Origin of the sequence: Micromonospora sp. SH-82 (assembly GCF_051132485.1) — a bacterium.
GTDB lineage: Bacteria > Actinomycetota > Actinomycetes > Mycobacteriales > Micromonosporaceae > Micromonospora.
In genome coordinates, this window is the sequence record NZ_CP148049.1 from 4,579,872 (window position 1) to 4,606,022 (window position 26,151).

Genomic DNA, 26,151 nt, shown 5'->3' on the forward strand with positions numbered 1-26,151 from the left:
GAGTCGGCGGGAAGGACGGCGGGGAACCCGGCCGGGAGGTGCGCCCCGGCCGGGTTTCGCCTCGACGTCAGAGGGTGAGCCGCTGACCGGGGATGATCAGGCCCGGGTCGTCGCCGATGACGTCCTTGTTGCGCTCGTGCAGAGCCTGCCACCCGCCGGTGACGTCGTGGGCGGCGGCGATCTTCACGAGGGTGTCACCGGCCTCGACGACGTACGTGTCCCGGTCGGTGCTGCGCGACGCGGGCTGCTCGGCGCGCTGGGCGGCGGCGTCGGCGGCGGAGGTCGACCCGCCCGAGGGCGAGACCGGGCCGCCCAGGGGGCCGCAGGTCGGCCAGGCACCGATGCCCTGACCCTGCAGGACCTGCTCGGCGACGGCGATCTGCTGGGCGCGGGTGGCCAGGTCGGCGCGGGTGGCGTACTGGAGGCCGCCGTACGCCTCCCAGGTGCTCTGGACGAACTGCAGGCCGCCGAAGTAGCCGTTGCCGGTGTTGATGCTCCAGTCGCCGCCGGACTCGCACTGGGCGATGGCGTCCCAGTCGACGCTGTCGGCCTGGGCGGGGGCGGCGGTGCCGAACACGGCGGCGAGGCCGGTCACGGCACCGACGGCGAGGGTGCCGAGGATCCGTCGGGGGTTGCGCAGGGCGCGGGACGTGTGTCGAGTTGCCATGGGGTTCCTCCACGCCGACGAGGTGAGCTGTCGGGTTCGGGCCGAGGAGCCCGGCCGCCGGTGGGCGGCTTCACCCCGAGGTGACGTGCACCGTGGAACCTGGGTCCCCCGCTCCATGCCCTGTGGTGGAGTGTTCCGCGGAGCCGGGGGCATGGATTGGGCGTACTCCGGCGGCGGTGTCCGCGTCGGCGGACCCGTATGACGGTAGGGGTGGCCCGGGGCGGGTGCATACGCTGCGTGAGGTTGTTCACCAGGCCACACGGGGCGGGGTTGCGAACTCGCCGCTCAGGCGGCATTCTGCGCCTTCACACACCTCTGACCAGGGCATCCGTGTCGACCGTCACCCAACTGTGACGGGCCGGAACGGTTAGAACAGGGGTTCAGTGGTGAGGGTTAAGGGGACATCGCGTACGAGGGGGGCCGCTCATGTCCAGTTCCATCGGATCCGACCGGCGCGACGCCGTGCCGGCGGGCGTGACCGACACCATGCTGTGGCGGCAGGCGATCGTCGTCGCCGAGCAGCACCGGGATGCCGCGCAGGGGCAGTGCCGGAACCTGCAGTGTGCCGACGGCCCGCAGCCGTGCGCCGCGTACACGTGGGCGCGGCGGGCGTTGCAGCTGGCGTACCCGGCCGAGCAGGAGCAGCAGCACGCCGACCGGCCCGCGTTGGCCGCGGTCGCGGCGCCGCCCCGCTACCCCGGCTCGGTCGCGGCGGCCTGAGTCTCACGACGTCGGGTGGGTGACCCCGCCCGGCGTCGGGCCGTGACGTCTCGCGGGTCCGGTGCGGCAACACCGGCCCGCGAGACACGTCTGACCGGAAAAGATCAGAGGGTACGGGCCAGCCGGTCGGCCAGGAGCCGGGTGAACCGGGCCGGGTCGGTCAGCTCCCCGCCCTCGGCCAGCAGCGCCATGCCGTACAGCAGCTCGGCGGTCTCGACGAGGGCGGCCGGGTCCTCACCCTGCTCGTGAGAGGTACGCAGCCCGGCGACCAGCGGGTGGGTCGGGTTGAGTTCCAGGATCCGCTTCACCGGCGGAACCTCCTGACCCATCGCCCGGTACATCTTCTCCAGGGTCGGGGTCATGTCGTACGCGTCGCCCACCACGCACGCCGGTGAGGTGGTCAGCCGTGAGGAGAGCCGGACCTCCTTGACGTTCTCGGCGAGCTTCTCGGTGAGGAAGGTCAGCAGACCGGCGAACTCCTGGGTGCGCTGCTCCCGCTCGGCCTCGGCCTCCTTCTTCTCCTCCTCGGTGTCCAGGTCGACCTGGCCCTTGGCGATGGAGCGCAGGGCCTTGCCGTCGAACTGGCCGACCTGCTCCACCCAGACCTCGTCCACCGGGTCGGTGAGGATGAGCACCTCGTAGCCCTTGGCCCGGAACGCCTCCATGTGCGGGGAGTTCTCGATCATCGACCGGGACTCACCGGTGGCGTAGTAGATGTCGCCCTGGCCGTCCTTCATCCGCTCGACGTACCCGGCGAGGGTGGTCAGCTCCGCCGGGTCGTCGGTGGAGGCCACCGACACGATCTCCAGCAGGGTGTCCCGGTTGTCCGGGTCCTCCAGGAGACCCTCCTTGAGCGCCCGACCGAACTCGGCCCACAGGGTGCGGTACTTCTCCTCGTTGTTGGCCTTCAGGTCCTTCACCGTGGAGAGGATCTTGCGGACCAGGCGGCGGCGGACCACCTGGATCTGCCGGTCCTGCTGCAGGATCTCCCGGGAGATGTTGAGCGACAGGTCGTGCGCGTCCACCACACCCTTGACGAAGCGCAGGTAGTTGGGGATCAGCGCCTCGCAGTCCTCCATGATGAACACGCGCTTGACGTAGAGCTGGACCCCGCGCCGACCCTCCCGCATGAACAGGTCGTACGGGGCGTGCGCGGGGATGAACAGCAGGGCCTCGTACTCGAAGGTCCCCTCCCCCCGCATGTGGATCGTCTCCAGCGGGTCGGTCCAGTCGTGGCTGACATGCCGGTAGAAGTCGCGGTACTCCTCCTCGGCGACCTCGTCGCGGGGGCGCGCCCAGAGCGCCTTCATCGAGTTGAGGGTCTGCACCTCGCTGGTGACCGCCCCGTCCTCGCCGGTGCTCGACACGGTCATCCGGATCGGCCAGGAGATGAAGTCGGAGTACCGCTTGACGATCTCCCGGATCTTCGCCTCGGCCGTGTAGTCGAAGAGGTTGTCCTCGCTGTCCTCCGGCTTGAGGTGCACGGTGACGGAGGTGCCCTGCGGGGCGTCGTCGACGGTGGCGATCTCGTACGTGCCGCCGCCGGTCGACTCCCAGCGGGTCCCCTCGGTCTCCCCGGCCCGCCGGGTGACCAGGGTGACCTTCTCGGCGACCATGAAGGTGGCGTAGAACCCGACGCCGAACTGGCCGATCAGTTCCTGGGAGGCGGCGCTGTCACGGCTGTCGCGCAGCTTCTGCAGCAGTTCGGCGGTGCCCGACCGGGCGATGGTGCCGATCAGCGCGACCACGTCGTCGCGGGACATCCCGATCCCGTTGTCCCGGACCGTCAACGTCCGGGCCTCGGGGTCGGCGACCAGCTCGACGTGCAGGTCACCGGTGTCGACCTGGAGGTCTTTGTCGATCATCGACTCCAGACGCAGCTTGTCCAGGGCGTCGGAGGCGTTGGAGATGAGTTCCCGCAGGAAGACGTCCTTGTTCGAATAGATCGAATGGACCATCAGCTGAAGCAGCTGCCGGGTCTCCGCCTGGAACTCCAGCGTCTCGATCCGATTACTCACGTCATCCTCCCGCAGTGCTGCCCGGTAACGGGCAAAAGGATACGGCGTGCTCCCCCGCCGTCGCTGTCCGGTCAGCACCCCCGCGAAGGAGGGGCCCCTTCCTGACGCCTGCGGTAGACAGGGGCACCCTTCTCACACCCTTCGAGGCGGGGAGAACGGCCGGGCACCGCCGACGGGGTCGGGTACCCCGTCGGCGGTGCCGTCGGTCAGGCCCGGCCGGCTGCGGTGTCCGCCGGTGCGGTGGACGGCAGTTCGGCACGGACCGTCCGGGCGGCCCGGACCAGGGCGGCCAGCGCCGGGCGTACCTGGTCGTAGCTGCGGGTCTTGAGCCCGCAGTCCGGGTTGACCCAGAGCCGGTCGGCGGGTACGACAGCCACCGCCCGCCGCAGCGCTGCGGTCACCTCGTCGTGGTCGGGCACCCGGGGCGAGTGGATGTCGTAGACCCCGGGTCCGACGCCACGGGTGTAGCCGACGGTGGCGAGGTCGTCGAGGATCTCCATCCGGGACCGGGACGCCTCGATGCTGGTGACGTCGGCGTCGAGGGCCTCGATGGCGGGGAGGACCTCGCCGAACTCCGAGTAGCACAGGTGGGTGTGGATGGCGGTGGCGTCGGCGACCCCGCTGGTGGCGAGCCGGAACGCCGCGACCGCCCAGTCGAGGTAGGACTCGTGGTCACGGCGGCGCGGGGGCAGGAGTTCCCGCAGCGCCGGCTCGTCGACCTGGACGATCCGGATCCCGGCGGCCTCCAGGTCCCGGGCCTCGTCGCGCAGGGCGAGGGCGACCTGCCGGGCGGTCTCCGACAGCGGCTGGTCGGCGCGGACGAACGACCAGGCGAGGATGGTCACCGGGCCGGTCAGCATGCCCTTGACCGGCCGGTCGGTCAGGGTCTGGGCGTAGCTCGACCAGCCCACCGTGACGGGCGCCCGGCGGGACACGTCGCCGTGCAGGATCGGCGGTCGGACGCAGCGGGAGCCGTACGACTGCACCCACCCGTGGGCGGTGGCGACGAACCCGTCGAGGTGTTCGGCGAAGTACTGCACCATGTCGTTGCGTTCCGGTTCGCCGTGGACGAGGACGTCCAGGCCGAGGGTCTCCTGTTCGGCGACGACCCGGGCGATCTCGGCGCGCATCCGGTCGGCGTACCCGGCGTCGTCGAGGCGACCGGCCCGGTGTTCGGCGCGGGCCCGTCGGACCTCGTCGGTCTGCGGGAACGAGCCGATGGTGGTGGTGGGCAGCAGCGGCAGTCCCAGGCGGGCCTGCTGGGCGGCGGCCCGGTCCGGGTGCGGACCCCGCCGGGTGTGTTCGGGGCGGAGGGCGTCGAGGCGGGCGCGGACGGCGTCGTCCCGCCAGCCGGCCGGGGCCGGTGGCGCTGCGGCGGGCAGGGCGGCGACTCCGTCGCGCAGTGCCCGGCCGAGGAGGACCACCTCGTCGACCTTCTGTCGGGCGAAGGCCAGCCGGTCGCGGACCTGCGGGTCGAGGTCGGTCTCGGCGGCGAGGTCGACCGGGACGTGCAGCAGGGAGCAGGAGGTGGCGACGGCCACGGTGTCGGCGAGGCCGGTGAGGGTGGCCCCGACGGCGGCTGCGGCGCGCAGGTCGGTGCGCCACACGTTACGCCCGTCGACCAGGCCGGCGACGACGGTCCGGCCGGGGATCGGCCCGTACCCGGCGAGCCGGTCGAGGTCGGCGGGACCGGCGACCAGGTCCAGGCCGACCGCCTCGACCGGGGTGTCCAGCAGGGCCGGGAGGGCCTCCCCCAGCTCCCCGAAGTAGGCGGCGACGAAGAGGGCGGGGCGGCGGGTCAGGGTCCCGAGCCGGGTGTACGCGGCCCGGAGCGCGTCGGTCTCGGCGTCGGTCCGGTCGGCGACGTAGGCCGGTTCGTCGAGCTGCACCCAGGGCACACCGGCGTCGGCGAGGGCGCCGAGCAGGTCGGCGTAGACGTCGACGAGGTCGTCGAGCCGGTCGAAGGGGGTGAACCCCTCGGGGGCGTCGTCGGTCGGCTTGGCCAGCAGGAGCAGTGTCGCCGGGCCGACCAGGACCGGGCGGGTGGTGATGCCGAGCGCCTCGGCCTGGGCGTACTCCTTCAGGGGTTTGCCGGGGCGGGCGGTGAGGACGGTCTCGGGGCCGATCTCCGGGACGAGGTAGTGGTAGTTGGTGTCGAACCACTTCGTCATCTCCAGTGGCGGCTCCTGCGCGGTGCCCCGGGCCATGGCGAAGTAGGTGTCCCGCTCGTCGAGACCGAGCCGACGGAACCGCTGCGGTACGGCGTCGACCGCCACGGCGGCGTCGAGAACGTGGTCGTACAGGGAGAACGTGTTGGACGGTACGGCGGACAGGCCGGCGTCGCGCAGCGTGCGCCAGGTCTGTTCGCGCAGGTCGTCGGCGACGGTGTCCAGGGCTGCCGCGTCGACGCGGCCGGCCCAGTAGCCCTCCAGGGCGCTCTTGAGCTCCCGGTGCGGGCCGATGCGGGGATAGCCGAGGACGGTACTGGTACCGAACGGTGTGGTCATGACGCCTGGGATTCCTTCCCTCGAGGTCCGGGCGGTGCGAGCCGACGGATCGAGGAGGGCAGGGTCGGGCACGGTACGACGACCGGCCTCGCCCGGGCCCTCCCACGGGGCCGTCGGCGGCGTACGCGGACGCGTACGCGGTGCGGGCAGGTCTTCGGACTCGTGGGCGTGACCGGTGCACCCGGTCTCCTACTGGCCGTCGCTTCCCAGACCCTTGCGGGTCCAGTGCCGATGACGGCGGTCGTTCCCACTCACCGCTGCGGGGCAGTCCCGGATTCACACCGGGTTCCCTCTTACGACGCCCCACACCTGTCGTGGGTGGGGCGAACCAACACCGCCGACCATCGTACGGCGTGCACCCGGTCCGGTCGATCGAGGTCTCGGTGGGGGGTCTGTGGTGCGTCGGGTCCCGCCCGGGCGGTGGCGGGACCCGACGCGGGTCGGACGGTCAGGTCGGCGGCGCCTGGGCGGCGTCGGCGACGAGCAGTGTCAGCTCCCGGACGAGGGCGTCCATCGTCTGTCCGCTCTGTGCCCGGAGCAGGCCGAGGAGGAGGTCGGCGAGGAGGTGGAAGCCGAGGGTCCTGGCCTGTTCGGAGTCGAAGGCGGCGAGGAGTTCCTCGGCTCCGGCGTGGTCGTCACGGTGGGTGGCGGCGATCACCCCGGCCGCGCGTTGCACCAGCTCCGCCACGGCGGGGGTGGGGGCCGGCACGCCGGTCAGATCCGGGGTGCGCCGGCGCGGGCGGCGTCGAAGCGGGCGGTCACGTCGGCCCAGTCGACGAGGTCCCACAGCCTGTCGACGTAGTCCGGACGGACGTTGCGGTACTGCAGGTAGTAGGCGTGCTCCCAGGCGTCGAAGACCAGCAGCGGGGTGGTGCCCTGCCCGACGTTGCCGTGGTGGTCGTAGACCTGCTCGACGATCAGCCGCCGCCCCAGCGGCTCCCAGGCCAGCACGCCCCACCCGGAGCCCTGGACGCTCTTGGTGGCTGCGGAGAGCTGCCCGGCGAAGGCCTCGAAGCCGCCGAGGTGCTCGTCGATCGCGGCGGCCAGGTCCCCGTCGGGGCGGTCGCCGCCGTCCGGGGAGAGGTTGTTCCAGAAGATGGAGTGCAGGACGTGCCCGGACAGGTTGAAGGCGAAGGTCTTCTCCAGCCCCACGAGCCTGCCGAAGTCGCCCTTCTCCCGGGCCTCGGCGAGCTGGTCGAGGGCGTCGTTGCTGCCCTTGACGTACGCCGCGTGGTGCTTGCTGTGGTGCAGCTCCAGGATCTCGCCGGACATGGCCGGTTCCAGGGCGCCGTAGTCGTAGGGCATGTCGGGCAGGGTGTACGCCGTCATCAGCACTCCTTGATGGGTTCTGCCGAAACTTCGCTGTTGCCAGTATCTTGCAACAGTGAGCCTACGGTGTGGCGGGGTGGCGTGCGGGCGACCTCACAGTGAACAGCGGGTCCGCCCCTTTCACCCCCCTGATCATGCTGTTAGCTTTTGCCAAGACTTTGCAGGAACGACGGTGTCGCACTGGGGGTACGCAGATGGCCACCCTGCTGAAGGAGCAGGAGGACCTGCTCGGCGTCGCCACCCGACGACGCCGTACGGGCGCCTGGCTGATCGGGCTCACCGTCGCGCTCCTGGTGACCGGGGTGGTGGCGGTCGGCTCCGGTGCCATCGGCATCGCCCCGCTCACAGTCACCCGGATCATCGGCTACCACCTCGTCGGGGTCCCCGGTGAGGTGACCTGGACCCTGTCGGAGGAGGCCATCGTCTGGCAGGTCCGGCTCCCCCGGGTCCTGCTCGGCATGCTGGTCGGCGCCGGACTGGCGGTCTGCGGGGTGGCCCTGCAGGCGATGGTGCGCAACGTGCTGGCCGACCCGTACCTGCTCGGCATCAACTCCGGGGCCTCCAGCGGGGCCGCCGCCGCGATCCTGTTCGGCGCCGGAGCCGGGTTCGGGCAGTACGCCCTGCCGACCAGCGCCTTCCTCGGCGCGCTCGCCGCCTCGCTGCTGGTCTTCCTCATCGCGCGTACCGGCGGCCGGGTGACCTCGATCCGGCTGCTGCTGGCCGGGGTCGCCGTCGGGTACGCCCTCTACGCCACCACCAGTTTCCTGATCTTCGCCTCGGGGTCGGCCGAGGGTGCCCGGTCGGTGATGTTCTGGCTGCTCGGATCCCTCGGGCTGGCCCGGTGGAACGCCCTGCTCACGATCGCCGCCGTGGTGGTCCTCGGCACGATCCTCCTGTTGACCGTCGCCGGTCGACGGCTCGACGTCCTGGCCATCGGCGACGAGACGGCGCAGACCCTCGGCGTGTCCCCCGACCGGTTCCGGATGCGCCTGCTCGTCGTGGTCTCCCTCACCGTCGGGATCCTGGTCTCCGCCGCCGGGAGCATCGGGTTCGTCGGCCTCGTCGTCCCCCACCTGGCCCGGCGCATCGTCGGGGCCCCGCACGTGCGGGTGGTGCCGGTGGCCGCCCTGCTCGGGGCCATCCTGCTGGTCTGGGCCGACGTGGTCGCCCGGGTCCTGCTCGCCCCGCAGGAGATCCCGATCGGCATCATCACCTCCCTGCTCGGCGCGCCGTTCCTGGTGATCCTGATCCGTCGTCTGCACGCCACCGGCGCCTGAGCGCCCGACCCCGTCGAGGAGAGTCATGTCCCGTCTCCGCCTGGCCGCCACCGCCGCCGCCTCGGCCACCGTGCTGCTCGTCGCCGCCTGCGGTGGGGGTGGTGGCGGCGGTGAGCCGACGGCGGGCGGTGACGGCTACCCCCTGACGGTCACCAACTGCGGCACCGAGGTCACCTTCGACGCCGCCCCGCAGCGGGTCGTCCTGCTCAAGAGCGCCGCCGTGCCGTACCTGCAGGCCCTCGGGGTGCTGGACCGGGTCACCGCCCGGGCCGGGCAGTACCCGAAGGAGTACTACGACGCGGCCACCCAGACCGCCCTGGACCGGATCCCGCTGCTGACCGACAAGACCGACACCAGCGGCCACCTCCAGATCTCCCAGGAGGTGGTGATCAGCCAGCAGCCCGACCTGGTCCTCGGCGAGGTGGACAACCTGTCCCGGGACACCCTCTCGGCGGTGGACATCCCCCTGCTGGAGGAGCCCGCCATGTGCCCCGACAGCACGTCCACGCCGACCTTCGACGACGTCTACGCCCAGATGCAGTCCTACGGCCGGGTGTTCGGCCGCGAGGCGAAGGCCACCACTGCGGTGACGGCGCTCAAGGAACGGATGACCGCGATCCGGACCAAGGTCGGGAACGGGTCCGGTCGTACGGCGGCGGTGCTGTACCCGACGGTCGGCGGGGGCACCACGTACGCGTACGGGACGGGGAGCATGGCCCACCCGCAGCTGGAGGCGGCGGGCCTGCGCAACGTCTTCGGCGACGTCGAGGAGCGGGTCTTCGAGGTCACCGTCGAGGAGCTGCTCGGCCGCAACCCCGACGTGCTGATCCTGCTGTACGGCGACGGTGACCCCCGCGCCGTCGAGCAGGCGCTGACCGGGCTGCCCGGCGCGCAGAACCTCAAGGCCGTACGCGACCGGGCCGTGCTGACCCAGCTGTTCAACTTCACCGAGCCGCCCTCGCCGCTGTCGGTCGACGGGCTGGAGCGGATCGTCGACCGGTTCGAGGCGACGTCATGATCGAGGCGACCGACGTCTCCTGGCGGTACGGCGCGAACCCGGTGATCGAGGGGGTCAACGTCACCGCCCGACCGGGTAGGGTCCTCGGGCTGATCGGCCCGAACGGCAGCGGCAAGACCACCCTGCTGCGGCTGCTCTACGGTGCCCTGCGCAGCGGCACCGGACGGGTCGAGGTCGACGGCGACGAACTGTCCGCGCTGTCGGCGCGGGAGGCCGCCCGTCGGCTGGCGGTGGTCGTCCAGGAGACCGGCGGCGAGACCGCCCTGACCGTGGCGGAGCTGGTGCTGCTCGGGCGGGGGCCACACCTGTCGACCTTCCAACGCACCGGGCGGGCCGACCACGAGATCGCGGCGAGGTGCCTGACCCGGGTCGGCGCCGCGCACCTGGGCGACCGACCCTTCGGCCAGCTCTCCGGCGGTGAACGGCAGCGGACGCTGATCGCCCGCGCCCTGGCCCAGGAGGCCACCCACCTGCTGCTCGACGAGCCCACGAACCACCTGGACATCCGGTACCAGCACGAGATCCTGCACCTGGTCCGCACCCTGGGCACCTGCTCGGTCGTCGTCCTGCACGACCTGAACCTCGCCGCCCGGTACTGCGACGACCTCGTGCTGCTGGGCCGGGGCGGGGTCGCCGCCGCAGGCCCCACCGACACGGTGCTGGACCCGGCGGTCCTGGAGCCCGTGTACGGCATCGGGATCCGCCGCCTGGACCTCGACGGCGCCATCCACCTGCTGTTCCAGCCCATCGACACACGCACCGAGGAGAGGGCCTTCGCATGACAGTGCAGGACCGCATCAACACCTACTGGACCGGCCGCGCCCCGGGTTACGACGACTACCAGCAGCGCCCCGAGCGGCTCGCCGCCGACCGGGAGGCGTGGGCGGCGATCTGGGCGCGGGCCCTGCCGACGGCACCGGCGGACGTCCTCGACGTCGGCACGGGCACCGGGCAGGTCGCCATGGTGCTCGCCGGACTCGGTCACCGGGTCACCGCCACCGACCTGGCCGAGGGGATGCTGGAGCGGGCCCGCCGGCACGCCGCCACCGTCCCGAACGGGCCGGTCGTCCTGCGCGGTGACGCAGTGGACCCGGACTTCCCGGCCGGCACCTTCGACGCCGTGACCAGCCGTTACCTGATGTGGACCCTGCGGGAGCCGGCCGTCGCCGTGGCGAACTGGGTGCGGCTGCTGCGTCCGGGTGGCACCGTCGCGGTGGTCGACAGCACCTGGTTCCCCGAGGGGCTGGAGAACGCCTCGGAGAACTTCACCGACCACTACGACACCGAGGTACGCGCCAGGCTCCCGCTGGCCGCCGCCACCTCCATCGACCAGACCGTCGAGGTGTTGGCGCAGGCGGGGCTCGCCGACGTGACAGTCACCCCGTTGACGTCGATCTACGAACTGGACCAGCGGTTCGGTGTCGCACCCGGCCACGAGCACCAGATGCAGTTCCTGATCTCCGGGCAACGCTGAGGGCGTACGCGCCCCTGCTCGACTCCGACAGCCGACGACCACCCTCGCCTCCTTACATTCAGCACGGACGACCGGTCGAACACCTTGAATGCGTCGCCCACGGCTCACGTGAATCGCCGGCGTGGCGAATCAGATCGGGACCGGTCCGGAATTGGTTACCCACGTCCGGAACTCCCGCCACCGGTCGATGTCCGGCGGGCGGACGGCGTACGCGGCCGGGCCCTCGGCCACACACCCCAGGGCGTGTCGTCGGGGGCCCGGCCGTGGATCAGGTGGCGGTGCAGGTGGGTACCGGGGCGCGGGTCGTCCCGGTGACCGACCCGAGCAGTCCGAAGGTGGTGGAGGCCCCTGCGGCGAGGCTCCCGTTGTAGGAGAGGTGCCGGGCGGTGACGGTCGAGCCCTGGTTGGTGACTGTGGCGTTCCATACCTGGGAGACCGTCTCGCCGTTGGCGTAGGTCCAGGTCACCGTCCACCCACGGATCGGTGCGGTCCCTGCGGTGACCCGTATCTCGCCCTGGAACCCGCCGGACCACTGGCTGGTCACCGTGTAGGTGGCCGTGCAGCCGGCCGTCCCGGGCGGGGGCGTGGTCGGCGGGGGCGGCCCGGTCGGGGTGGTGGTCGGCCCGGGGGTGGGGGTGACGGGGCCGCCCCACCCGGCGGTGGAGTCCAGCCAGGTCGCCCGGCGCAGCATCCAGTCCCGCAGGAACTGGACCTGCCCCTGCCAGGTCGGGGCGGTGGGGGTGAAGAAGTAGCCGATCATCGGGGTGGTCAGGTTGGGCCAGCGCTGGAAGTTGCGCTGGGCGCCGTTGGCGAGCGGCGCGGCGAGCGTGTCGACCCGGGTCCGCAGCGAGGCGTCGGAGAGCAGTCCGCGTCGCAGGGTCTGCCAACGCGCCCGAACCTGGTCGACGAAGGCCGGGTCCCGCATCAACTGGGTGTACCAGTCGTTCGCCACCGGCTGGCGGACCTGCTGGTACTGCCATCCGGCGGGCTGGTCGTTGCCGAAGAAGCCCCCGACGCCGAAGGTGAGGTCGTAGTCCCAGAGCGGACCGGCGAAGATCTTGGTGCCCCGGTCCTTGTAGAAGTACGCGCTGCGGATGTACGAGTCCATCTCCCGGCTCAGCTCGTTGAGGATCATCTGGTCGACGAAGGAGTCGACGTCGATGTAGGACCGGTACCCGGTGGCCGGGTCGGTGGCGTTCGGTGCCCGTAGGACGTCGTGGAACTGCTGGATGTGGTCGCGCAGCCAGGTGCGTTGCTCGGGTTGCAGGGGGGACGGGTCGGCGACCTCCAGGTAGTTCCAGCAGGTGGCCGCCGGGCCGGTGCAGGGCAGGGTGGGCTCCTCGGCGGCCATCCACTCGAACTTCCAGATGTACCCGCCGGTGATCTTCGGCAGGGTCCGGTCGTCCTCCCGGAGTTGCTTGAGGTCGAGCCGGTTCTTCGAATTCTTGATCGTCTCGACGAGCATGTAGACGCCCATGTAGTCGTCGGTCCCGACCGGACCGGCGTCGGTGTTTCGGTAGAACTCCACGAACCGGTAGCGCGGGGCGGGCAGGCCCATCTCCCGTCCGAGGTCGTAGACGAGGGCCTCGCGGATCAACGCCTTGTCGGTGAAGGGTCCGCGCAGCACCCAGTCGGAGTCGGCCGGCATGCCCAGCACCGGGTGGTCGGCGTCGTCGTCGGCGTTGTCCCAGAACTCGATGCGGTACGGCGTCTTGTCGAACGTCGAGGAGGACTGTCCACGGAGGCGGAATCCGGCCCGGGTCGCCACGGTGGGGGCCGCCGACAGGGAGGTGGTTCCGCCGGTGGGCTCGAAGATCATGGTGGCGGCGTCGATGTACTCCCGGTCCGGCCGACCGGCCCCGTACGAGTCGACCACGACCACCGGCAGGTCGTGGGTGGTGGTGGCGGTGGCGGCGACGTACATGGCGGTGCCGGGTGCCCCGGTGGGGGTCTGCCCCGCGAAGGCCTGGGCGCGCAGTTGGGTGGTCCTGGTGAACCGCAGTGGTGCGCCGGAGTAGAGCGGCGACTGGGCGGTGGGCAGCCGACCGTCGGTGGTGTAGCGGACCTGGGCACCGGCGACGGTGGTGCTCAACGACACCGTCACCTCCTGGCGGAAGGTGCCGCTGGGCGTGGAGAAGACGATGTCACCCAGGAGGTCGGCGGCGGCAGCGCTCGCGGTGGCGGGGGTGTTCGCGGCGGGGGCGGCGGACGGCTCGGCTCCGGCCAGCGGCGGGTGGGGCACGAGGAGCCCGCCCACCAGCACGACGGCGGCCACGGCTGCCGTCACCGCGCGGCGGGTCCCCCTCGCTGGTGCTGCGGTGCGGACGGTCAGGCGCACGATGCCTCCGGTTCGGGTCGTGGGGTGGCGGGCGGGGTCGGGTCCACTGCCGGTTCGACGGCGCAGAAGTGCCGGCGCAGGGTCCGCCGCCACGGCGCGTCCGGCAGGTCCGGACGCAGGGCGGCCAGGCCGGTGGCGTACTTGGAGATCCGGACCGGCCGACTCCCCCGCTGCCACAGCAACCTGTCGACGGGGGTCGCGGCGGCGGTGGACTTGGTCTCCACCACGGCGAGGTCGGGTGTCCGGAGGGTGTGGGTGAAGTCGTGCCAGGTCAGTCCGGTGTCGATGGTGATCCGACTGAGCGGGGCCGGCAGCAGCAGGGTCACCCGTCGGTAGCCGGTGACCAGCACCGGATCCAGTGGGCTCCCGGCGCTGGGGTGCAGGGCCTCCCGCAGGAGGGCGTGGTCGACGAAGTCACGGCCGGGTCGCACGGTGGTCCGGTCCTGCGGCCGGTACGGCAGGCGGTGTTTGGTGACGTTGCCCCGCGCCCCGCTCACCTTGACCTCCAGCCAGCACCGGTCCGAGTCGAGATAGGTGCGGGTACGGACCTTGAACCGCCGTCGACGGCGGTACGCGGCACGGTGGTAGCTGACCAGCCAGGGGGTGTCGAAGTAGACGGACTCGTAGCGGAAGGACCGTTCGCCGTCGATGTCGAGGACCCGGGTGTCTGCGGGGAGCCGACCCAACAGGTACGGCAGGTCGGCGACCGCGACGACGTACTTGCGGTCGATCCGGGTCTGGAGGGCGGCCCGTTCGACGAGTTCGGTCAGCCCGACGGGGGCCAGTCCGGTGAGGGGCTCGGCGATCGACAGCGGGATCATCGGTGTGCTCCGACCGGGGTGGGCGTGCCGGGCACGCCGGTGGTGACCCGGCGCACGGCGGTGGAGTACCGGACGTCGACCACCGTGGTGTCGTTGACCAGGTCGACCCGTTGGGCGGTGGCGACGTGCACCCGGGCGTCGAGCAGGCCCTCCAGGTGGGCCACGAGGGCGACCTGGTCGGTGAAGGCCGAGTCGAGCACCACGATCTGGTGTCGGTAGTGGCGGAGCAGCCGGGGATGGTCACCGAGGTAGATCACCACGATGATCAGCCCCATCAGGCCCGCGCTGAGCCAGACCGACGTGGTGCTCAACGCGCCGAGGATCCCCAGCGCCAGGGCGGAGAAGTAGTAGGCGACCTCGTGCTGGTCGAGTTCGGTGGAGCGCAGGCGGATGATGGAGAGCACCCCGAACAGTGCCAGGCCCAGGCCGAGTCCGGCGCCGACGTTGCTGGCGCTCAGCGCGCTCGCCACCGCCAGGACGCCGACGTTGACCCCGAGGAACGCCACGACGAGGTCGCGCCGGCGATGTCGGGGGAAGTACAGCCCGAAGACGAGCAGCGTCACCGCGCAGATGTCGATCGCGAACAGGACAAGCTGTGACATCCCGTAGGCCCCTTCTCCGAAACTTTCGGGAAATTCATCTATAAAGTTTCGAGCAGATTACTCCTGGCATCGAAAAGGGTCAATGACTTCGGGCCGGTGCTCGCCTGCACCGACAACGGCGCGGCGGGTGGGTGTCGAACCCGCCCGCCGCGCCCGGTGACCGTGCCGGGTCTCACCCCGTCGCCCGCACCTCCAACAGCCCCACCGAGACGCCGCCCCCGTCCAGTGCCACCCGCAGTCGGGTGGTGTCGACGGCGCCGAAGGTGACCCGGTTGTACCTGTCGGCGACGACCGGGTACCCGCCGGTCGCCGGTACGTCGACGTAGGCGGAGCCGTTCCAGTACTGCAACCGCCAGGACGTCGGCAGTCGGACCCCACCGGCGTCGTCGAAGAAGTACACCTCCGCCGCGCGCAGCGTCTGCGGCGAGGACCAGGTCAGCTCCGCCCACTGCGGCCCGGTGTTCGGCCAGGTCCCCCAGCGCGGGTTGACGGTGTCGTTCGACGCCGGCGGATCGATCCCGTCGTTAAGTGCGGCGACCGACTCCCAGGGCGAGGTGTACGACGCCGACGGCGTGGCCGTGCGGGCCAGGTTGCCCGGAGGCGGTGCGACACCACCCCGGGCGTAGAGCTTGACCTCGGTCAGGCCGGTCCGGAACCCGGGGGCGTGGGTGAGCTGGATCCGGATCCGCTGGGTGGACACCGGGGTGAACCGGACCCGGTTGTAGTTGGCCCGGACCGCCGCCGGAGTCCTCACCTGCCCGGCGGCGGTGACCCAGGCGCTGCCGTTCCAGTACTGGACGGTGTGGGCGGTCGGCGCCCGGTAGCGGTTGCCGGCCCGGTCGTCCCGGAAGTACAGCCACGCGTCGTCCACCGTCCGGGGCGAGGCGAAGGCGACCTCGTACCAGTCGGTGGCGTTCGGGGAACCCGAGCTGCCCCAGATCGGGGCGTTGGTGGGAAACCCGTCGACCGCCGCGCCGGTGGAGGTGCCCGAGGCGGTGTACGACGCCGACGTCGCCGCCCCCTGGGCCAGGTTCGGGGTGGTCGAGGTCAGGTCCACACCGGCCTTGGCGAACATGTCGACCATCCGGGTCCCGGTGTGGCTGACGTCCTGGGGCAGTCGGAGACCCGGGAAGGCGGTGCTGAACGTCGTCGTACCGCCCGCCGGGAGGGTGACGGCACCGGTGGCCGAGTCGTAGAGGACCCGGGTCAGCCGGTCGACGGTGGCCACCCGGTTGCCGTCGAGGTAGATGGAGTAGCCCTGCGGGACGCCCGGGTAGCGGGTGATCCCGTCGGCGGGGTCGTCCCAGACCACGCTCAGGTCGGCGTTGCGGTAGCGGAGGTTGTTCACCGCGAAGTGGGACCACCCGATGTCGATCGGGTGCAGCTCGACGGTGTTGTCGGTGCGTGGCCGCACCCCGGCCACGTCCTCGACGACGGTCCAGTTGCTGCTGCCGAGGATGTTGTGGTGGATCCAGGACCGGTAGGTGATCGACGATCCGTTCCAGTTGGACCAGAACTCGTTGGCGTCGGGCCACCGGGTGTCGCCGCCGACGTACTGCGCCCAGGCGTTCCAGTAGAGCAGTTTCTTGTAGTGCTCGGCGGTCATCCACTGGTTGGGGTAGTTGCGCAGCACCGAGGAGTAGAGCCGGAACTGCACCGTCGAGTTGATGGTGGAGAAGTTGTTGCTGCCCGGGTTGCCGGCCGCGGCCGCGGCGGCCTTGTCCCGCTGGTTGGCGGTGAAGAAGGGGAAGATCGGGTACTCGGCCGGGTCGTCGAACAGCCGCAGGGCCTCCCGGTACGTGGCGGTGTTGGGCATCAACCCGACCGCGTACGGGTAGTAGTTGTTGATCTCCTTCCAGGGCACGTGGGTGTTGGTGGCGACGTGCTTGTGCTCCAGCAGCCGCCGGTCCGGGTTCCACAAGGTGTCGACGATGCCGTCGCGCACCCGGTTGGCGAGGGTCTGCATCTCGGCGGCCTTGGCCGTGTCACCGAGCACCGTGTACGCCTGTGCGGCGGCCAGGGCGTTGCTGTGGACGTACGCCCCCTCGGCCCGGTCGAGGTTGCCGGAACGCCAGTGGAACGAGACCGCGTCGGCGTCGTTGCCGGTCATCGCCCCCCAGTCGTACTCGATGACGCCGTTGTTGTTGGTGTCGTAGGTGGCGAGTTGCCCCTTGACGTCGGCCTCGGCGTAGCGGGCCAGGTTGCGCAGCATCGCCGGTTGTCCGCCGTGCAGTTGGTACGCCCGCCAGGCGGCCTCGGACAGGTACTGGGTGTAGCTGTTCGACCAGTTCTCCGGGTCGCCGGGGTTGTCCATGAACCGGCCGCCCGCCGAGGACTGACCGACCGACAGCCACGGCCCGTACGAGTAGACCGGGTTGCGCAGGTACTTGAGGTCGTCGACGTGCATCGGCTGGGTGAGCACGATCGCGTTGTTGTACCCGGTGACCCCCTCGATCGAGGTGGGGAACTGGAAGTCCTGGCCGGGGATGTCGACGTCGAGGTGGTTGAAGCGCATCAGCCACCAGCGGTAGTAGATGTTCTTCTTGATGGCCGGGTCCGGCACGTCGATGTAGGGCACGTTCTCCGCCCACCACCTGTTGTACTCCCGGACGTGGGTGGCGAACGCCGTGGCCGGGGTGGCGGCGCGGTAGGCGGAGTACTCGGTCGCCGACTCCGGGATCTCGTCGGTGACCACCCCCAGCTGCACCTTCGTCGAGACGCTCTGCCCCGCGCCCACTGTCACCGAACGGGTCAGCCCGCCGCCGCTGACGGTGAACCCGTCACCGGACAGGCGGGGGCGGACGGTGGTGAGGTTGTTCTTCACCTGCCGGCTGCCGGTCAGCTCCGTCCCGGTGCCGGAGGTGGCGTACGGCGAGGTGACCCGGAGCTGGACGGTGCTGCTGGTCGACCCGGTGTTGGTGACCGTCAGGTTGGTCACCGCGACGTTCTGGTGGGTGATGAACTTGGTGACGTCGGCCCGCAGTCCCCCACCGGTGTAGACGCCCCGCCAGTGGCTCGGCGCCTGCCGACGCTGCGCCACCTGTTCGGTGAGGATGGTCGACCCGACGGTGACCGTGTACGCCGACTGACTGCTCAGGTTGTCCCAGTAGGCGGTGTTGCCGCCGAACCCGATCACCGCCGGGTTGTGGGTGTACATGAACAGACCCCGGCCACGGGTCATCAGCCAGGGACCCGCCGGGTCGTTGCCGGATCGGGACAGGAGGCGGTCCATCCAGAAGTCGGTCCCGCCGCTCTCGGCGTCGTAGATCGCCCGCATGGTGTCGCCGGTGGAGTAGCCGACAGGTGGGGCCGGCACTGCCGGACCCGTGAAGGTGGGGTAGCCGATCGTCTGCGCGGCGCGCGCCGGGGTGTCGACGACCACCACCACTGTGGTGGCCGCCAGCGTCGCCGTGAGCAGCGCGGCGATCGTCGCGCGCAGGGGTTGGACTCCGCTCATGACTGCAACGCCATCCATTCCAGGACTCCCGTGGAGTAGCCGGTGCGGGCGGTGATGGTCAGCCGGAGCCGGGTCGTGCTGACCGCGCCGAAGGTGGTGACGTTGTAGGTGTTCCCGGCCACGCCACAGGCCGACTGTCCGGGCACGTCGACGTACGCGCTGCCGTTCCAGTACTGCACCCGGCAGGAGGCGGGCAGGTCGATGCCCTGGTCGTCGTCGAACCAGTAGGTCGCCGTCCGGTCGATGCTCCTCGCGGTCGGCCACTGGTACTCGATCCACTGGGTGCCCTGTTGCGGCCAGTTGCCGTACGCCTGGTTGCTGCGGTCGGCGGACCCGGTCGGGACCGCTCCGTTGTTGATGGCGGCCAGGTTCTCCCAGGGGGACACGTACGACGTGGATGCGGTGGCGGCGGGGGCCAGGTTGGTGCCGGCCGGTGGGGCGACACCCCCGGGGTTGGGCGGTGGGCCGGTGGTGGTCTGGACCACCGGTTGGATGGTCCCGTCGGCGTTGAAGTACATCCGGTCCATCGCGACGGAGCGGCGGAAGTTGCCCCCGCCGGGGGCGTTGGCGTTGTGGTAGACCATGTACCACTGGCCGTTGAGCTGCGCCACCCCGGCGTGGTTGGTGGTCGAGGAGACCTGCCCGAGGACGACCCCCCGGTGGGTCCACGGCCCCATCGGGTTGGTGGCGGTGGCGTAGCGCTGGCAGGCGTAGCTCGACGAGGTGACACAGCCCTGGGTGTCGTTCGCCGCGTAGATCATGTAGTAGAGACCGTTGCGCTTGAACAGGAACGGCGCTTCCCAGAAGTTCGTCAGGCCCTGCGGGGTGACCACCGACCCGACCGTGTCGATCATGTTGGCGGCCAGCCGTACGGCCCGGGCGCCCCAGTAGCCGCCCCAGTAGAGGTACGCCTGGCCGTCGTCGTCGACGAAGACGGTGGGGTCGATGTTCAGCGGCGAGGAGTTCGGGGTGCTGTCGCTGATCAGCGGCCCGCCCTTGGCGTCGGTGAAGGGCCCGAGCGGGCTGTCGGCGACGGCGACGCCGATGTTCATCCACCCCGGGCCGTTGCCGTTGACCGAGGTGTACCAGTAGTAGCGGCCGTTGCGGTGCTCCACCTCGCTGGCCCAGGCGTCGGCTCCGGCCCACCCGAAGGTGCCGATGTTCGCCCGGGGGCCGTGGTGGGTCCAGTTCGCCGCGTCGGTGGTGGACAGGACGTGCCACTCGCGCATCACGAAGTTGTTGGTGCCGGTCGGGGCCTCGTCGCGGCCGGCGTAGACGTACAGGGTGTTGCCGACCACGAGGGGGGCCGGGTCGGCGGTGTAGACGGTGGTGATGATCGGGTTGGCGGCCGAGGCGGGTGGCGCGAGGGCCAGGGTCGCGGTGAGCACCGCGACGCAGCCGACGGCCAGGGCCCGGACGACGGTTCGTCGTCGCATGGGGGTCTCCTGTCGGGAGGGGACGGGACGGGTGACGCGGCCGAGGCGTTTCCCCCTCGACCATTTGATCGATGTCTATCTATATGTTGGGCGGAGTGCGGCCCCCGGAGGCCCCCCGAATCAGGTCAGCCCTTCAGCGCTCCCGAGGTGAAACCCCGCACGTAGCTGCGTTGCAGGAAGGCGAACAACAGCAGACAGGGCACCGCCATGACCACCACGCCGGCTTCCAGCGCCGCGTAGTCGATCGAGCCGTGTCCGGCCGTACGCATGTTGACCACCGCGAGGGTGGTGGTGAACTTCTCCGTCGAGTTGAGCAGGATCAACGGGGCGAAGAACTCGTTCCACGAGGTGAGAAAGGCGAACAGGGCGACGGTGACCAGGCCGGGCCGCACGGCGGGCAGCAGGATGCGCAGCAGCACACCGACACTCGTCGCCCCGTCGACCTGGGCCGACTCCTCCAACTCCCGGGGCACCGCCGCGAACGAGTTCCGCATCATGAACACCGAGAACGGGAGCTGGAACATGATCAGCACGAGGCTCAGGCCGACCAGCGAGTCCTCCAGCCGCAGCCACCCGAGCAGGACGTAGAGCGCGATCAGGACGGTGGCGTACGGGACCATCAGGATCGCCAGGGTGAGCAGGAACAACACGTCCCGGCCCGGGAAGCGGAACCGACCGAACGCGTACCCGCCGAGGGTGGCGACCAGGACCGTCCCGCCGACCGTCAACGCGCTGACCGTCACGCTGTTGAGCACGTGCCGGACCGTGAGCCCACCGTCGGCGGTGAAGAGCCGGTCGTAGTTCTCCAGACCGAAACCGGCGTCGGTCCGGACCGACGCCCAGCCGCTCCACAGCAGCGGGAACAGGAACAGGATGGCGAGCGCCGTGCCGGTGACGGCGTACCCCCACCGCGAGCCGGTGCCGGACATGACGACGCTCCCTCCTGTCAACGACGGCGCAGGACGCCGAACTGGACGACGGTGAAGACCACGAGCACGGCCAGCAGCATCACCGAGATCCCGGCGGCGGAGCCCAGGTCGAGCCGGACGAAGGCCTCCCGGTAGATCACCATCACCAGGGAGGTGGTGCTGTTGTCCGGGCCGCCCCGGGTCAGGATCCAGAACTGGTCGAACGCCAGCAGGGATCCGGTGACCATCAGGGTCAGCACCAGGGCGATCGTCGGACGCAGCAGCGGCACCGTGATGTGCCGCAGGGTCTGCCACCGACCCGCACCGTCCATCCGGGCCGCCTCGTAGACCTCGGTGGGGATCGCCTGCAACCCGGTCAGCAGGATCAACATGTTGAACCCGGCGAAGCGCCACGACACCAGCACGACCGCCGAGGTCAGCGCGGTGGTCGCGCTGCCGCTGGTCCAGGAGAGGTAGCCGTCGACCAACCCGAGCCGCTCCAGGAGCGGGTTCACCGGACCGATCTCGTCGCTGAGCAGCCCGAGGAAGAGCAGCGAGGCGCTGGCGAACCCGACCGACATGGGCAGCAGGAACGCCGTCCGGAACGCACCCACCCCGGGCCGCCGGTGCTGCACCAGCAGGGCCAGTCCGAGCGCCACGGTGAAGAGCAGGACGGTGATCACGACCGTGTACCGGAGGGTGAAGACCGCCGCGCTGCGGACCAGGTCGTCGTCGGCGGCACCGGTGAAGTTCGCCGGGGCGTTGAGGGTCGGCACGCCCAGCACCGGCCACCGGTGCAGCGACATCCAGCCGACCAGGGCCAGCGGCGCCAGGAAGAAGCCCCCCACCATCAGCGCGGTCGGGCTCGCGTACGCCATTCCCAGGAGCGCCTGTCGGCGGTGGCGCGGCGTGCTCCGACGGCGGGGACGGACCTGGCCCGGTGGCTCGACGTCCGCCGTGCCGGGCGGGGTGAGGGTGGTGGCGGGCATCGGTACCTCCGGTGCGAGAGAGGTCCGCCGGCGGGCGCGGACGGTCCGCCGGTGCGGTCAGCTCTGCTGGAGCGACTTGGTGATCGCGGCGTTGCCGGTGCGCAGGGCCGTGGCGGCGTCGCCGAACAACGCCCCGCGCACAGTGGTCAGCCACGGACTCTGCGGGTCGTTGAACGAGGCGTTGAAGTTGCGGGCGTACGGGGTGCGGCCCCGGGCCATCAGCCTGTTGACTGTCACCAGACGAGGGTCGGCCGAGGAGTACGCGTTCTCGGCCAGGTCGGTCCGGATCGGCACGCCCTTGCTCCGGGCGACGACCTCGACCTGCGCCTCGTCCGACGTGGTCCACGCGAGGAAGTCCCACGCCTGGGCGGCCTTGTCACTGGTGGCACCGATGCCTATCGCGTCGCCGCCGACGAACGTGGACTCCCCGCCGGTCGGGCCGGGGATCGGACCGACGCCCATCTCGATCCCGGTCTCCTCGATCGTTCCCAACCACACCGACGGACCGGGTGCGATGCCGACCTTGCCGCTCTTGAGGGCACCCAGCCAGGTCGGACCCGCCTCGTCACGCGACGCCGGGGCGGCGACCCCCTCCTCGTAGAGGCTGCGGTAGAGGGCGAAGACCTCGGCCATCGCGGGAGAGTCCACGGTGGCAGTGGTCCCCTGCTCGTCGAGCACGTCCGTCCCGCCCGCCCAGACCGACGGCCAGAAGGTGAACTCCACACAGCCACCGCAGTTGCCACCGAAGTAGGTGCCGTGCACGTCCCCGCCGAGCCGGTCGACGGCCCGAGCGTGCTCCGCGAACTCCCGCAGCGTCCTCGGGGGGCGCTCCGGGTCCAGCCCGGCCCGACGGTAGAGCTCCTTGTTGTAGAGCATCACCGACATGTCGATGGTGTGCGGGACGGCGAACTGGCGGCCCTCGTGGCTACCGGCCCGCACGTGCGCCGGGGCCACCCGGTCCCGGACGTCGAGCGCGCCGAACCGGTCGGTCAGGTCCTGCCACAGGCCCTGGGCGGCGTACTGGGGGGCGAACACCACGTCGGCGGCGAAGAGGTCGGGCAGCGCCCGGGCACCGGCCGCCGAGGCGAGCTTCGCCGGGTACTCCTCGTTCGGGTACGCGGTGACCTGCACCTGGTTGCGGTGCGTCCGGTTGTACGCCTCGGCGTACGCCCGGGACACCGACTCGGTGGCGGCCCGGGTCCACAGGGTCAACGTGGTGCCGTCGTCGGACCGTACCTCGGTGGTGGTGGCGGTGTCGCCCCGGCCGCCGCAGGCCGTCAGGCCCACGGCGATCAGTACGGCGGTCAGGACCGCCAGCGGCCTGGTGCCGGTCATCGGTCTCACTGGTCTCTCCCTCCGCAGGGGCGGGTGGTGGGTGCGGCGGTCAGGTGGTGGGTAGCCACACCCGCATGGTGGACGGACCCCGGCGGGCCCACCTGTGGTACGGGACCAGGCGCACCGGCACCGGGTCCGGCGCGACGGTCGGCGGCTCGGCCGGGTACGGCCAGCCGGCCTCCGGCAGGTCGGCGAAGCCCCCGACGACGACGGCGCCGGCGTCGTCGGGCTCCGGGGGTGTCCGGGTGTCGACCCGGAGCGCGTCGAGGTCCCGTCCGGGCTGGTCGACGGACTCGGCGCAGAGCACGAGCGGTCCCCGTTCCACCGCCACGCAGCCGCGCACCGCGTCGATCCGGGGGTCCGCCGCCGTCCACCGGGGCCGCATCGGCAGGTCGAGACCGATCTCGTCGCCGAGGGTCAGATCCCGGAACACCGCCACGGCCCCGGGGGTGACCGGACGTCGGACGCCACGGTCGACGGCGACGGCACCTGTCGCCCACTCCGGCACCCGCACTCCCAACGACCAGGGTGCGTCGGCGGCGGTGATCCGGATCGCCACGGCACCGGTGTCGGGGTAGCCGGTCTGCATCAGCAGGCCGACAGCGCGACCGTCGCCCAGCCGGGTGTCCACCCGCAGGTCGGCGAAGTGGTGGAGGTGGAGTCCGTCGGCGACGGCGGTGACCAGGTAGCCGGAGAGACTGGCCAGCAACCGGGCGATGTTCGGCAGGCAGCAGGACACCTCGAACCAGGGTGCCCGGGGGCCGCCGCCGAACCCGAGTTGCTCCCGGTCGGCCGGGACCAGCTCGGTGGGGGTGCGCTGGTGCAGGGTGTTGGCGTAGAAGAAGCAGCGACCGTCGTCGCCGATCCCGGTGGCCACCACGTTGTAGAGCGCCCGTTCGACGAACGCGGCGTACCGGGGCTCGCCGGTGGCCAGCAGGAGCCGCCAGGCGAGCATCACCGCCGCGACCCCGGCGCAGGTCTCCGCGTACGAGCGGTCGGCGGGCAGGACGAAGTCCGCGCCGAAGGCCTCGTCGGTGTGCCGGGACCCCATTCCCCCGGTCAGGTAGGTCCGCCGGGACAGGGTGCTGTCGAACTGGGCGGCCACCGTCGCCAGCAGATCCTCGTCGCCGGTCTCCACCGCCACGTCCACCGCACCGGCGGCCAGGTAGAGCGCCCGGACCGCGTGCCCGTGCAGGATCCGGGCCTCACGTACCGGGACGTCGTCGCTGAAGTACGACCACCCGAGGTGGTGCTGGGGCAGGGTGCGGTGCCCACGCCGCTGCACGAAGAGCGCCGCCTGGTCGAGGTAGCGTCCTTCGCCGGTGAGGCGGGCCAACTCCACCAGGGCGGACTCGATCTCCGGGTGCCCGCAGACGCTCTGCCTCCCGTCGGGGCCGAAGGTGTCGCAGACGTGGTCGGCTGCTCGCCTGGCGACCGCCAGCAGGTCGTCGGGGCCGGCGGTACGGGCCCGGGCGACGGCCGCCTGGATCAGGTGCCCGGTGCAGTACAGCTCGTGGCCGAAGGTGAAGTCGTGGTAGCGGGGCGGCTGCCCGGCCCGCCCGAACGCGGTGTGCAGGTATCCGTCGGGGGCCTGGGCCGACCTGAGAGCCCCGGACAACTCCCGCAGATCGGCCTCCCACCCGGCCCCCGGACGACGACCGACCTCCCAGGACATCGCCTCCATGAGCTTGTAGACCTCGGAGTCGGAGAACTCCCGCCCCCGTCGGAGGGTGGTGGCGGGGCCGTCGTGGACGGTGGCGAAGTTGCCGGTCCAGCCCAGCTTGTCCATCCACGTCCGCGCGTGCTCCAGGGTGTCAGTGCCGTTGGTCGCCTGACGGTCGGCCCAGAACCCGCCGGTGATCTGGACCTCGTGCAGGCCCAGGGGTCGGTGCCGGCCACGGGAGGGCACGACCGGTCGGCCACCGGTGCTGTCGGCCAGGAGAGGTGTGGATGACATGAGCCCTCCCACGCAGTGACAGTCATCACTTCCTGGATGTCACCCTGCCCCACGAAAACGTTTTCGACAAGATGTCGGAACGGTAAACCTCCACCTCCTTCCCGGGCCGACCACCACCTTCCTCATCGCCCTCGCACGCACTACGCTGACCCGCAGCGGATGGCCGGACACCGCCATCCGTACCCCTGAAATGCATCGAAAGGTTTTCGGTGGGCCGACGGCAGTCCCAGTCAGTGACGCTCAGCGACGTGGCACGCCGCGCCGGGGTCTCCGTGGCGACCGCGTCCAAGGCCCTCAACAGCCGCGCCGAGGTCGCCGCCGCCACCCGCGAACGGGTCCTGCGCGCCGCCGCCGAGCTGTCCTTCCAGCCCAACGTGCTCGCCCGGGGACTGATCTCCGGACGCACCCGGACCGTCGGACTGCTCACCGACGAACTCGGCGGGCGGTTCGCGATCCCCATCCTGCTCGGGGCCGAGAACGCCCTCGGCGACGGACAGATGTCCGTCCTGCTCTGCGACGCCCGGGGGGACGCGATCCGGCGCCAGCACTACATCCGGACCCTGCTGGCCCGCCAGGTGGACGGGTTCATCGTGGTCGGGGACCGCAACGACCTGCGCCCCTCGCTGACCCACGACATCCCGGTCCCGGTGGTGTACGCCTACGCCGAGTCGACCGACCCGGCGGACCTGTCGATCGTCGCCGACGACGAGGGCGGTGCCCGACTCGCCGCCGAACACCTGGTGCTGCACGGTCGGCGTCGGATCGGACACATCACCGGGCCGAGCACCTACCGGGCGGCCCGCGACCGGAGCCGGGGACTGCACGACGTCCTGGTCGGGGCGGGCCTCACCCCGGCCGGCGATCCGCTCTACGGCGAGTGGTCACAACGGTGGGGCCGCCACGCGGCCCGACTGCTCCTGAGCACCCAACCCGACGTGGACGCGATCTTCTGCGGCAACGACCAGGTGGCCGCCGGTGCCGCCGACAGCCTGCGCGACCTCGGCCGACGGATACCCGACGACGTGGCCCTCGTCGGCTACGACAACTGGGAGTTCTTCGCCGCCGACTGCCGGCCACCCCTGACCACCGTCGACCTCAACCTCGAACGACTCGGGGCCACAGCGGTCAACCACCTCTTCGCCGCCCTGGACGGCAACGGCACCGCAGGGGTCATCCGCCAGCCCGGCCGTCTCGTGGTCCGCGAGTCCACCGGACCGGCGCTACCCCGTTAGGGGCCGGCCCACAGCCCTCGACCCACGTTCGGAAGCCGGGCGTCGACCCGGGATGTCGGGAGGGAC

Annotated in this window: 19 protein-coding genes, 1 pseudogene and 2 riboswitches; of the genes and pseudogenes, 6 read left to right on the top strand and 14 right to left on the bottom strand. The window is 71.2% G+C overall.

The window, feature by feature from the left end; all coding sequences use genetic code 11:
* Nucleotides 1-67: 67 nt before the first annotated feature.
* Nucleotides 68-667, bottom strand: a complete 600-nt coding sequence (locus WHN02_RS20390) for a transglycosylase family protein (RefSeq protein WP_434740304.1) — start codon at nucleotides 665-667, stop codon at nucleotides 68-70.
* 17 nt (nucleotides 668-684) lie between these two features.
* A riboswitch (cyclic di-AMP (ydaO/yuaA leader) is annotated at nucleotides 685-797 on the bottom strand.
* Nucleotides 798-1,093: 296 nt separating this feature from the next.
* Between WHN02_RS20390 and WHN02_RS20395 the strand changes: the two genes are divergently transcribed.
* Complete coding sequence (locus WHN02_RS20395; RefSeq protein ID WP_434740305.1) at nucleotides 1,094-1,387, top strand: hypothetical protein; 294 nt, start codon at nucleotides 1,094-1,096, stop codon at nucleotides 1,385-1,387.
* A gap of 104 nt (nucleotides 1,388-1,491) precedes the next feature.
* Here WHN02_RS20395 and htpG read toward each other — a convergent pair whose 3' ends face one another.
* From htpG to WHN02_RS20415, 4 genes are all read right to left on the bottom strand, one after another.
* Nucleotides 1,492-3,345: a molecular chaperone HtpG gene (gene htpG, locus WHN02_RS20400; protein ID WP_434744015.1), complete on the bottom strand. Its 1,854-nt coding sequence runs from the start codon at nucleotides 3,343-3,345 to the stop codon at nucleotides 1,492-1,494.
* A 266-nt stretch (nucleotides 3,346-3,611) separates the two neighbouring features.
* On the bottom strand, nucleotides 3,612-5,912 hold the full coding sequence (gene metE, locus WHN02_RS20405) for a 5-methyltetrahydropteroyltriglutamate--homocysteine S-methyltransferase (protein WP_434740306.1): 2,301 nt from the start codon (nucleotides 5,910-5,912) through the stop codon (nucleotides 3,612-3,614).
* 128 nt (nucleotides 5,913-6,040) lie between these two features.
* Nucleotides 6,041-6,260: riboswitch (cobalamin riboswitch) on the bottom strand.
* Between the two features lie 100 nt (nucleotides 6,261-6,360).
* Nucleotides 6,361-6,621 carry a superoxide dismutase gene (locus WHN02_RS20410; RefSeq protein WP_350897394.1) on the bottom strand — a complete coding sequence of 87 codons (261 nt, stop codon included), beginning with the start codon at nucleotides 6,619-6,621 and terminating at the stop codon, nucleotides 6,361-6,363.
* Nucleotides 6,622-6,626: 5 nt separating this feature from the next.
* Nucleotides 6,627-7,241: a superoxide dismutase gene (locus WHN02_RS20415; protein WP_434740307.1), complete on the bottom strand. Its 615-nt coding sequence runs from the start codon at nucleotides 7,239-7,241 to the stop codon at nucleotides 6,627-6,629.
* Between the two features lie 194 nt (nucleotides 7,242-7,435).
* Here WHN02_RS20415 and WHN02_RS20420 point away from each other — a divergent pair, with 194 nt between their 5' ends.
* The 4 genes from WHN02_RS20420 to WHN02_RS20435 are packed head-to-tail and all read left to right on the top strand — an operon-like array spanning nucleotide 7,436 to nucleotide 11,010.
* Complete coding sequence (locus tag WHN02_RS20420; RefSeq protein WP_434740308.1) at nucleotides 7,436-8,518, top strand: FecCD family ABC transporter permease; 1,083 nt, start codon at nucleotides 7,436-7,438, stop codon at nucleotides 8,516-8,518.
* Nucleotides 8,519-8,543: 25 nt separating this feature from the next.
* On the top strand, nucleotides 8,544-9,536 hold the full coding sequence (locus WHN02_RS20425; RefSeq protein ID WP_434740309.1) for an ABC transporter substrate-binding protein: 993 nt from the start codon (nucleotides 8,544-8,546) through the stop codon (nucleotides 9,534-9,536).
* On the top strand, nucleotides 9,533-10,318 hold the full coding sequence (locus tag WHN02_RS20430) for an ABC transporter ATP-binding protein (protein ID WP_434740310.1): 786 nt from the start codon (nucleotides 9,533-9,535) through the stop codon (nucleotides 10,316-10,318). The genes WHN02_RS20425 and WHN02_RS20430 overlap by 4 nt, the downstream gene beginning before the upstream one ends.
* Entirely contained in the window at nucleotides 10,315-11,010 is a 696-nt protein-coding gene (locus WHN02_RS20435; protein WP_434740311.1) for a class I SAM-dependent methyltransferase, read from the top strand. The genes WHN02_RS20430 and WHN02_RS20435 overlap by 4 nt, the downstream gene beginning before the upstream one ends.
* Nucleotides 11,011-11,278: 268 nt before the next feature.
* On the opposite strand, the gene WHN02_RS20440 is transcribed toward WHN02_RS20435, so the two are convergent.
* From WHN02_RS20440 to WHN02_RS20480, 9 genes and pseudogenes are all read right to left on the bottom strand, one after another.
* Complete coding sequence (locus tag WHN02_RS20440; RefSeq protein ID WP_434740312.1) at nucleotides 11,279-13,297, bottom strand: CotH kinase family protein; 2,019 nt, start codon at nucleotides 13,295-13,297, stop codon at nucleotides 11,279-11,281.
* Nucleotides 13,298-13,338: 41 nt separating this feature from the next.
* Nucleotides 13,339-14,169, bottom strand: a complete 831-nt coding sequence (locus WHN02_RS20445; RefSeq protein ID WP_434740313.1) for a polyphosphate polymerase domain-containing protein — start codon at nucleotides 14,167-14,169, stop codon at nucleotides 13,339-13,341.
* A complete protein-coding gene (locus WHN02_RS20450) occupies nucleotides 14,166-14,771 on the bottom strand; it encodes a DUF4956 domain-containing protein (RefSeq protein ID WP_434740314.1) in 606 nt (201 codons plus the stop codon). Before WHN02_RS20450 ends, WHN02_RS20445 begins: the two co-directional genes overlap by 4 nt.
* Before the next feature lie 172 nt (nucleotides 14,772-14,943).
* Complete coding sequence (locus WHN02_RS20455) at nucleotides 14,944-18,228, bottom strand: galactose-binding domain-containing protein (protein ID WP_434740315.1); 3,285 nt, start codon at nucleotides 18,226-18,228, stop codon at nucleotides 14,944-14,946.
* Nucleotides 18,225-19,664: a family 43 glycosylhydrolase gene (locus WHN02_RS20460; protein WP_434740316.1), complete on the bottom strand. Its 1,440-nt coding sequence runs from the start codon at nucleotides 19,662-19,664 to the stop codon at nucleotides 18,225-18,227. The genes WHN02_RS20455 and WHN02_RS20460 overlap by 4 nt, the downstream gene beginning before the upstream one ends.
* Nucleotides 19,665-19,789: 125 nt before the next feature.
* Complete coding sequence (locus tag WHN02_RS20465) at nucleotides 19,790-20,593, bottom strand: carbohydrate ABC transporter permease (protein WP_434740317.1); 804 nt, start codon at nucleotides 20,591-20,593, stop codon at nucleotides 19,790-19,792.
* Between the two features lie 17 nt (nucleotides 20,594-20,610).
* Nucleotides 20,611-21,561, bottom strand: a complete 951-nt coding sequence (locus tag WHN02_RS20470; protein WP_434740318.1) for a carbohydrate ABC transporter permease — start codon at nucleotides 21,559-21,561, stop codon at nucleotides 20,611-20,613.
* 300 nt (nucleotides 21,562-21,861) lie between these two features.
* Nucleotides 21,862-22,896, bottom strand: a pseudogene (locus WHN02_RS20475) (ABC transporter substrate-binding protein); the annotation flags it as partial.
* 49 nt (nucleotides 22,897-22,945) lie between these two features.
* The gene (locus WHN02_RS20480; protein WP_434740319.1) at nucleotides 22,946-24,853 is read right to left on the bottom strand and encodes a glycoside hydrolase family 127 protein; all 1,908 of its coding nucleotides are present in this window, start codon (nucleotides 24,851-24,853) and stop codon (nucleotides 22,946-22,948) included.
* A 209-nt stretch (nucleotides 24,854-25,062) separates the two neighbouring features.
* Here WHN02_RS20480 and WHN02_RS20485 point away from each other — a divergent pair, with 209 nt between their 5' ends.
* Nucleotides 25,063-26,085, top strand: a complete 1,023-nt coding sequence (locus tag WHN02_RS20485; protein ID WP_434740320.1) for a LacI family DNA-binding transcriptional regulator — start codon at nucleotides 25,063-25,065, stop codon at nucleotides 26,083-26,085.
* The last annotated feature ends 66 nt before the right edge of the window (nucleotides 26,086-26,151 follow it).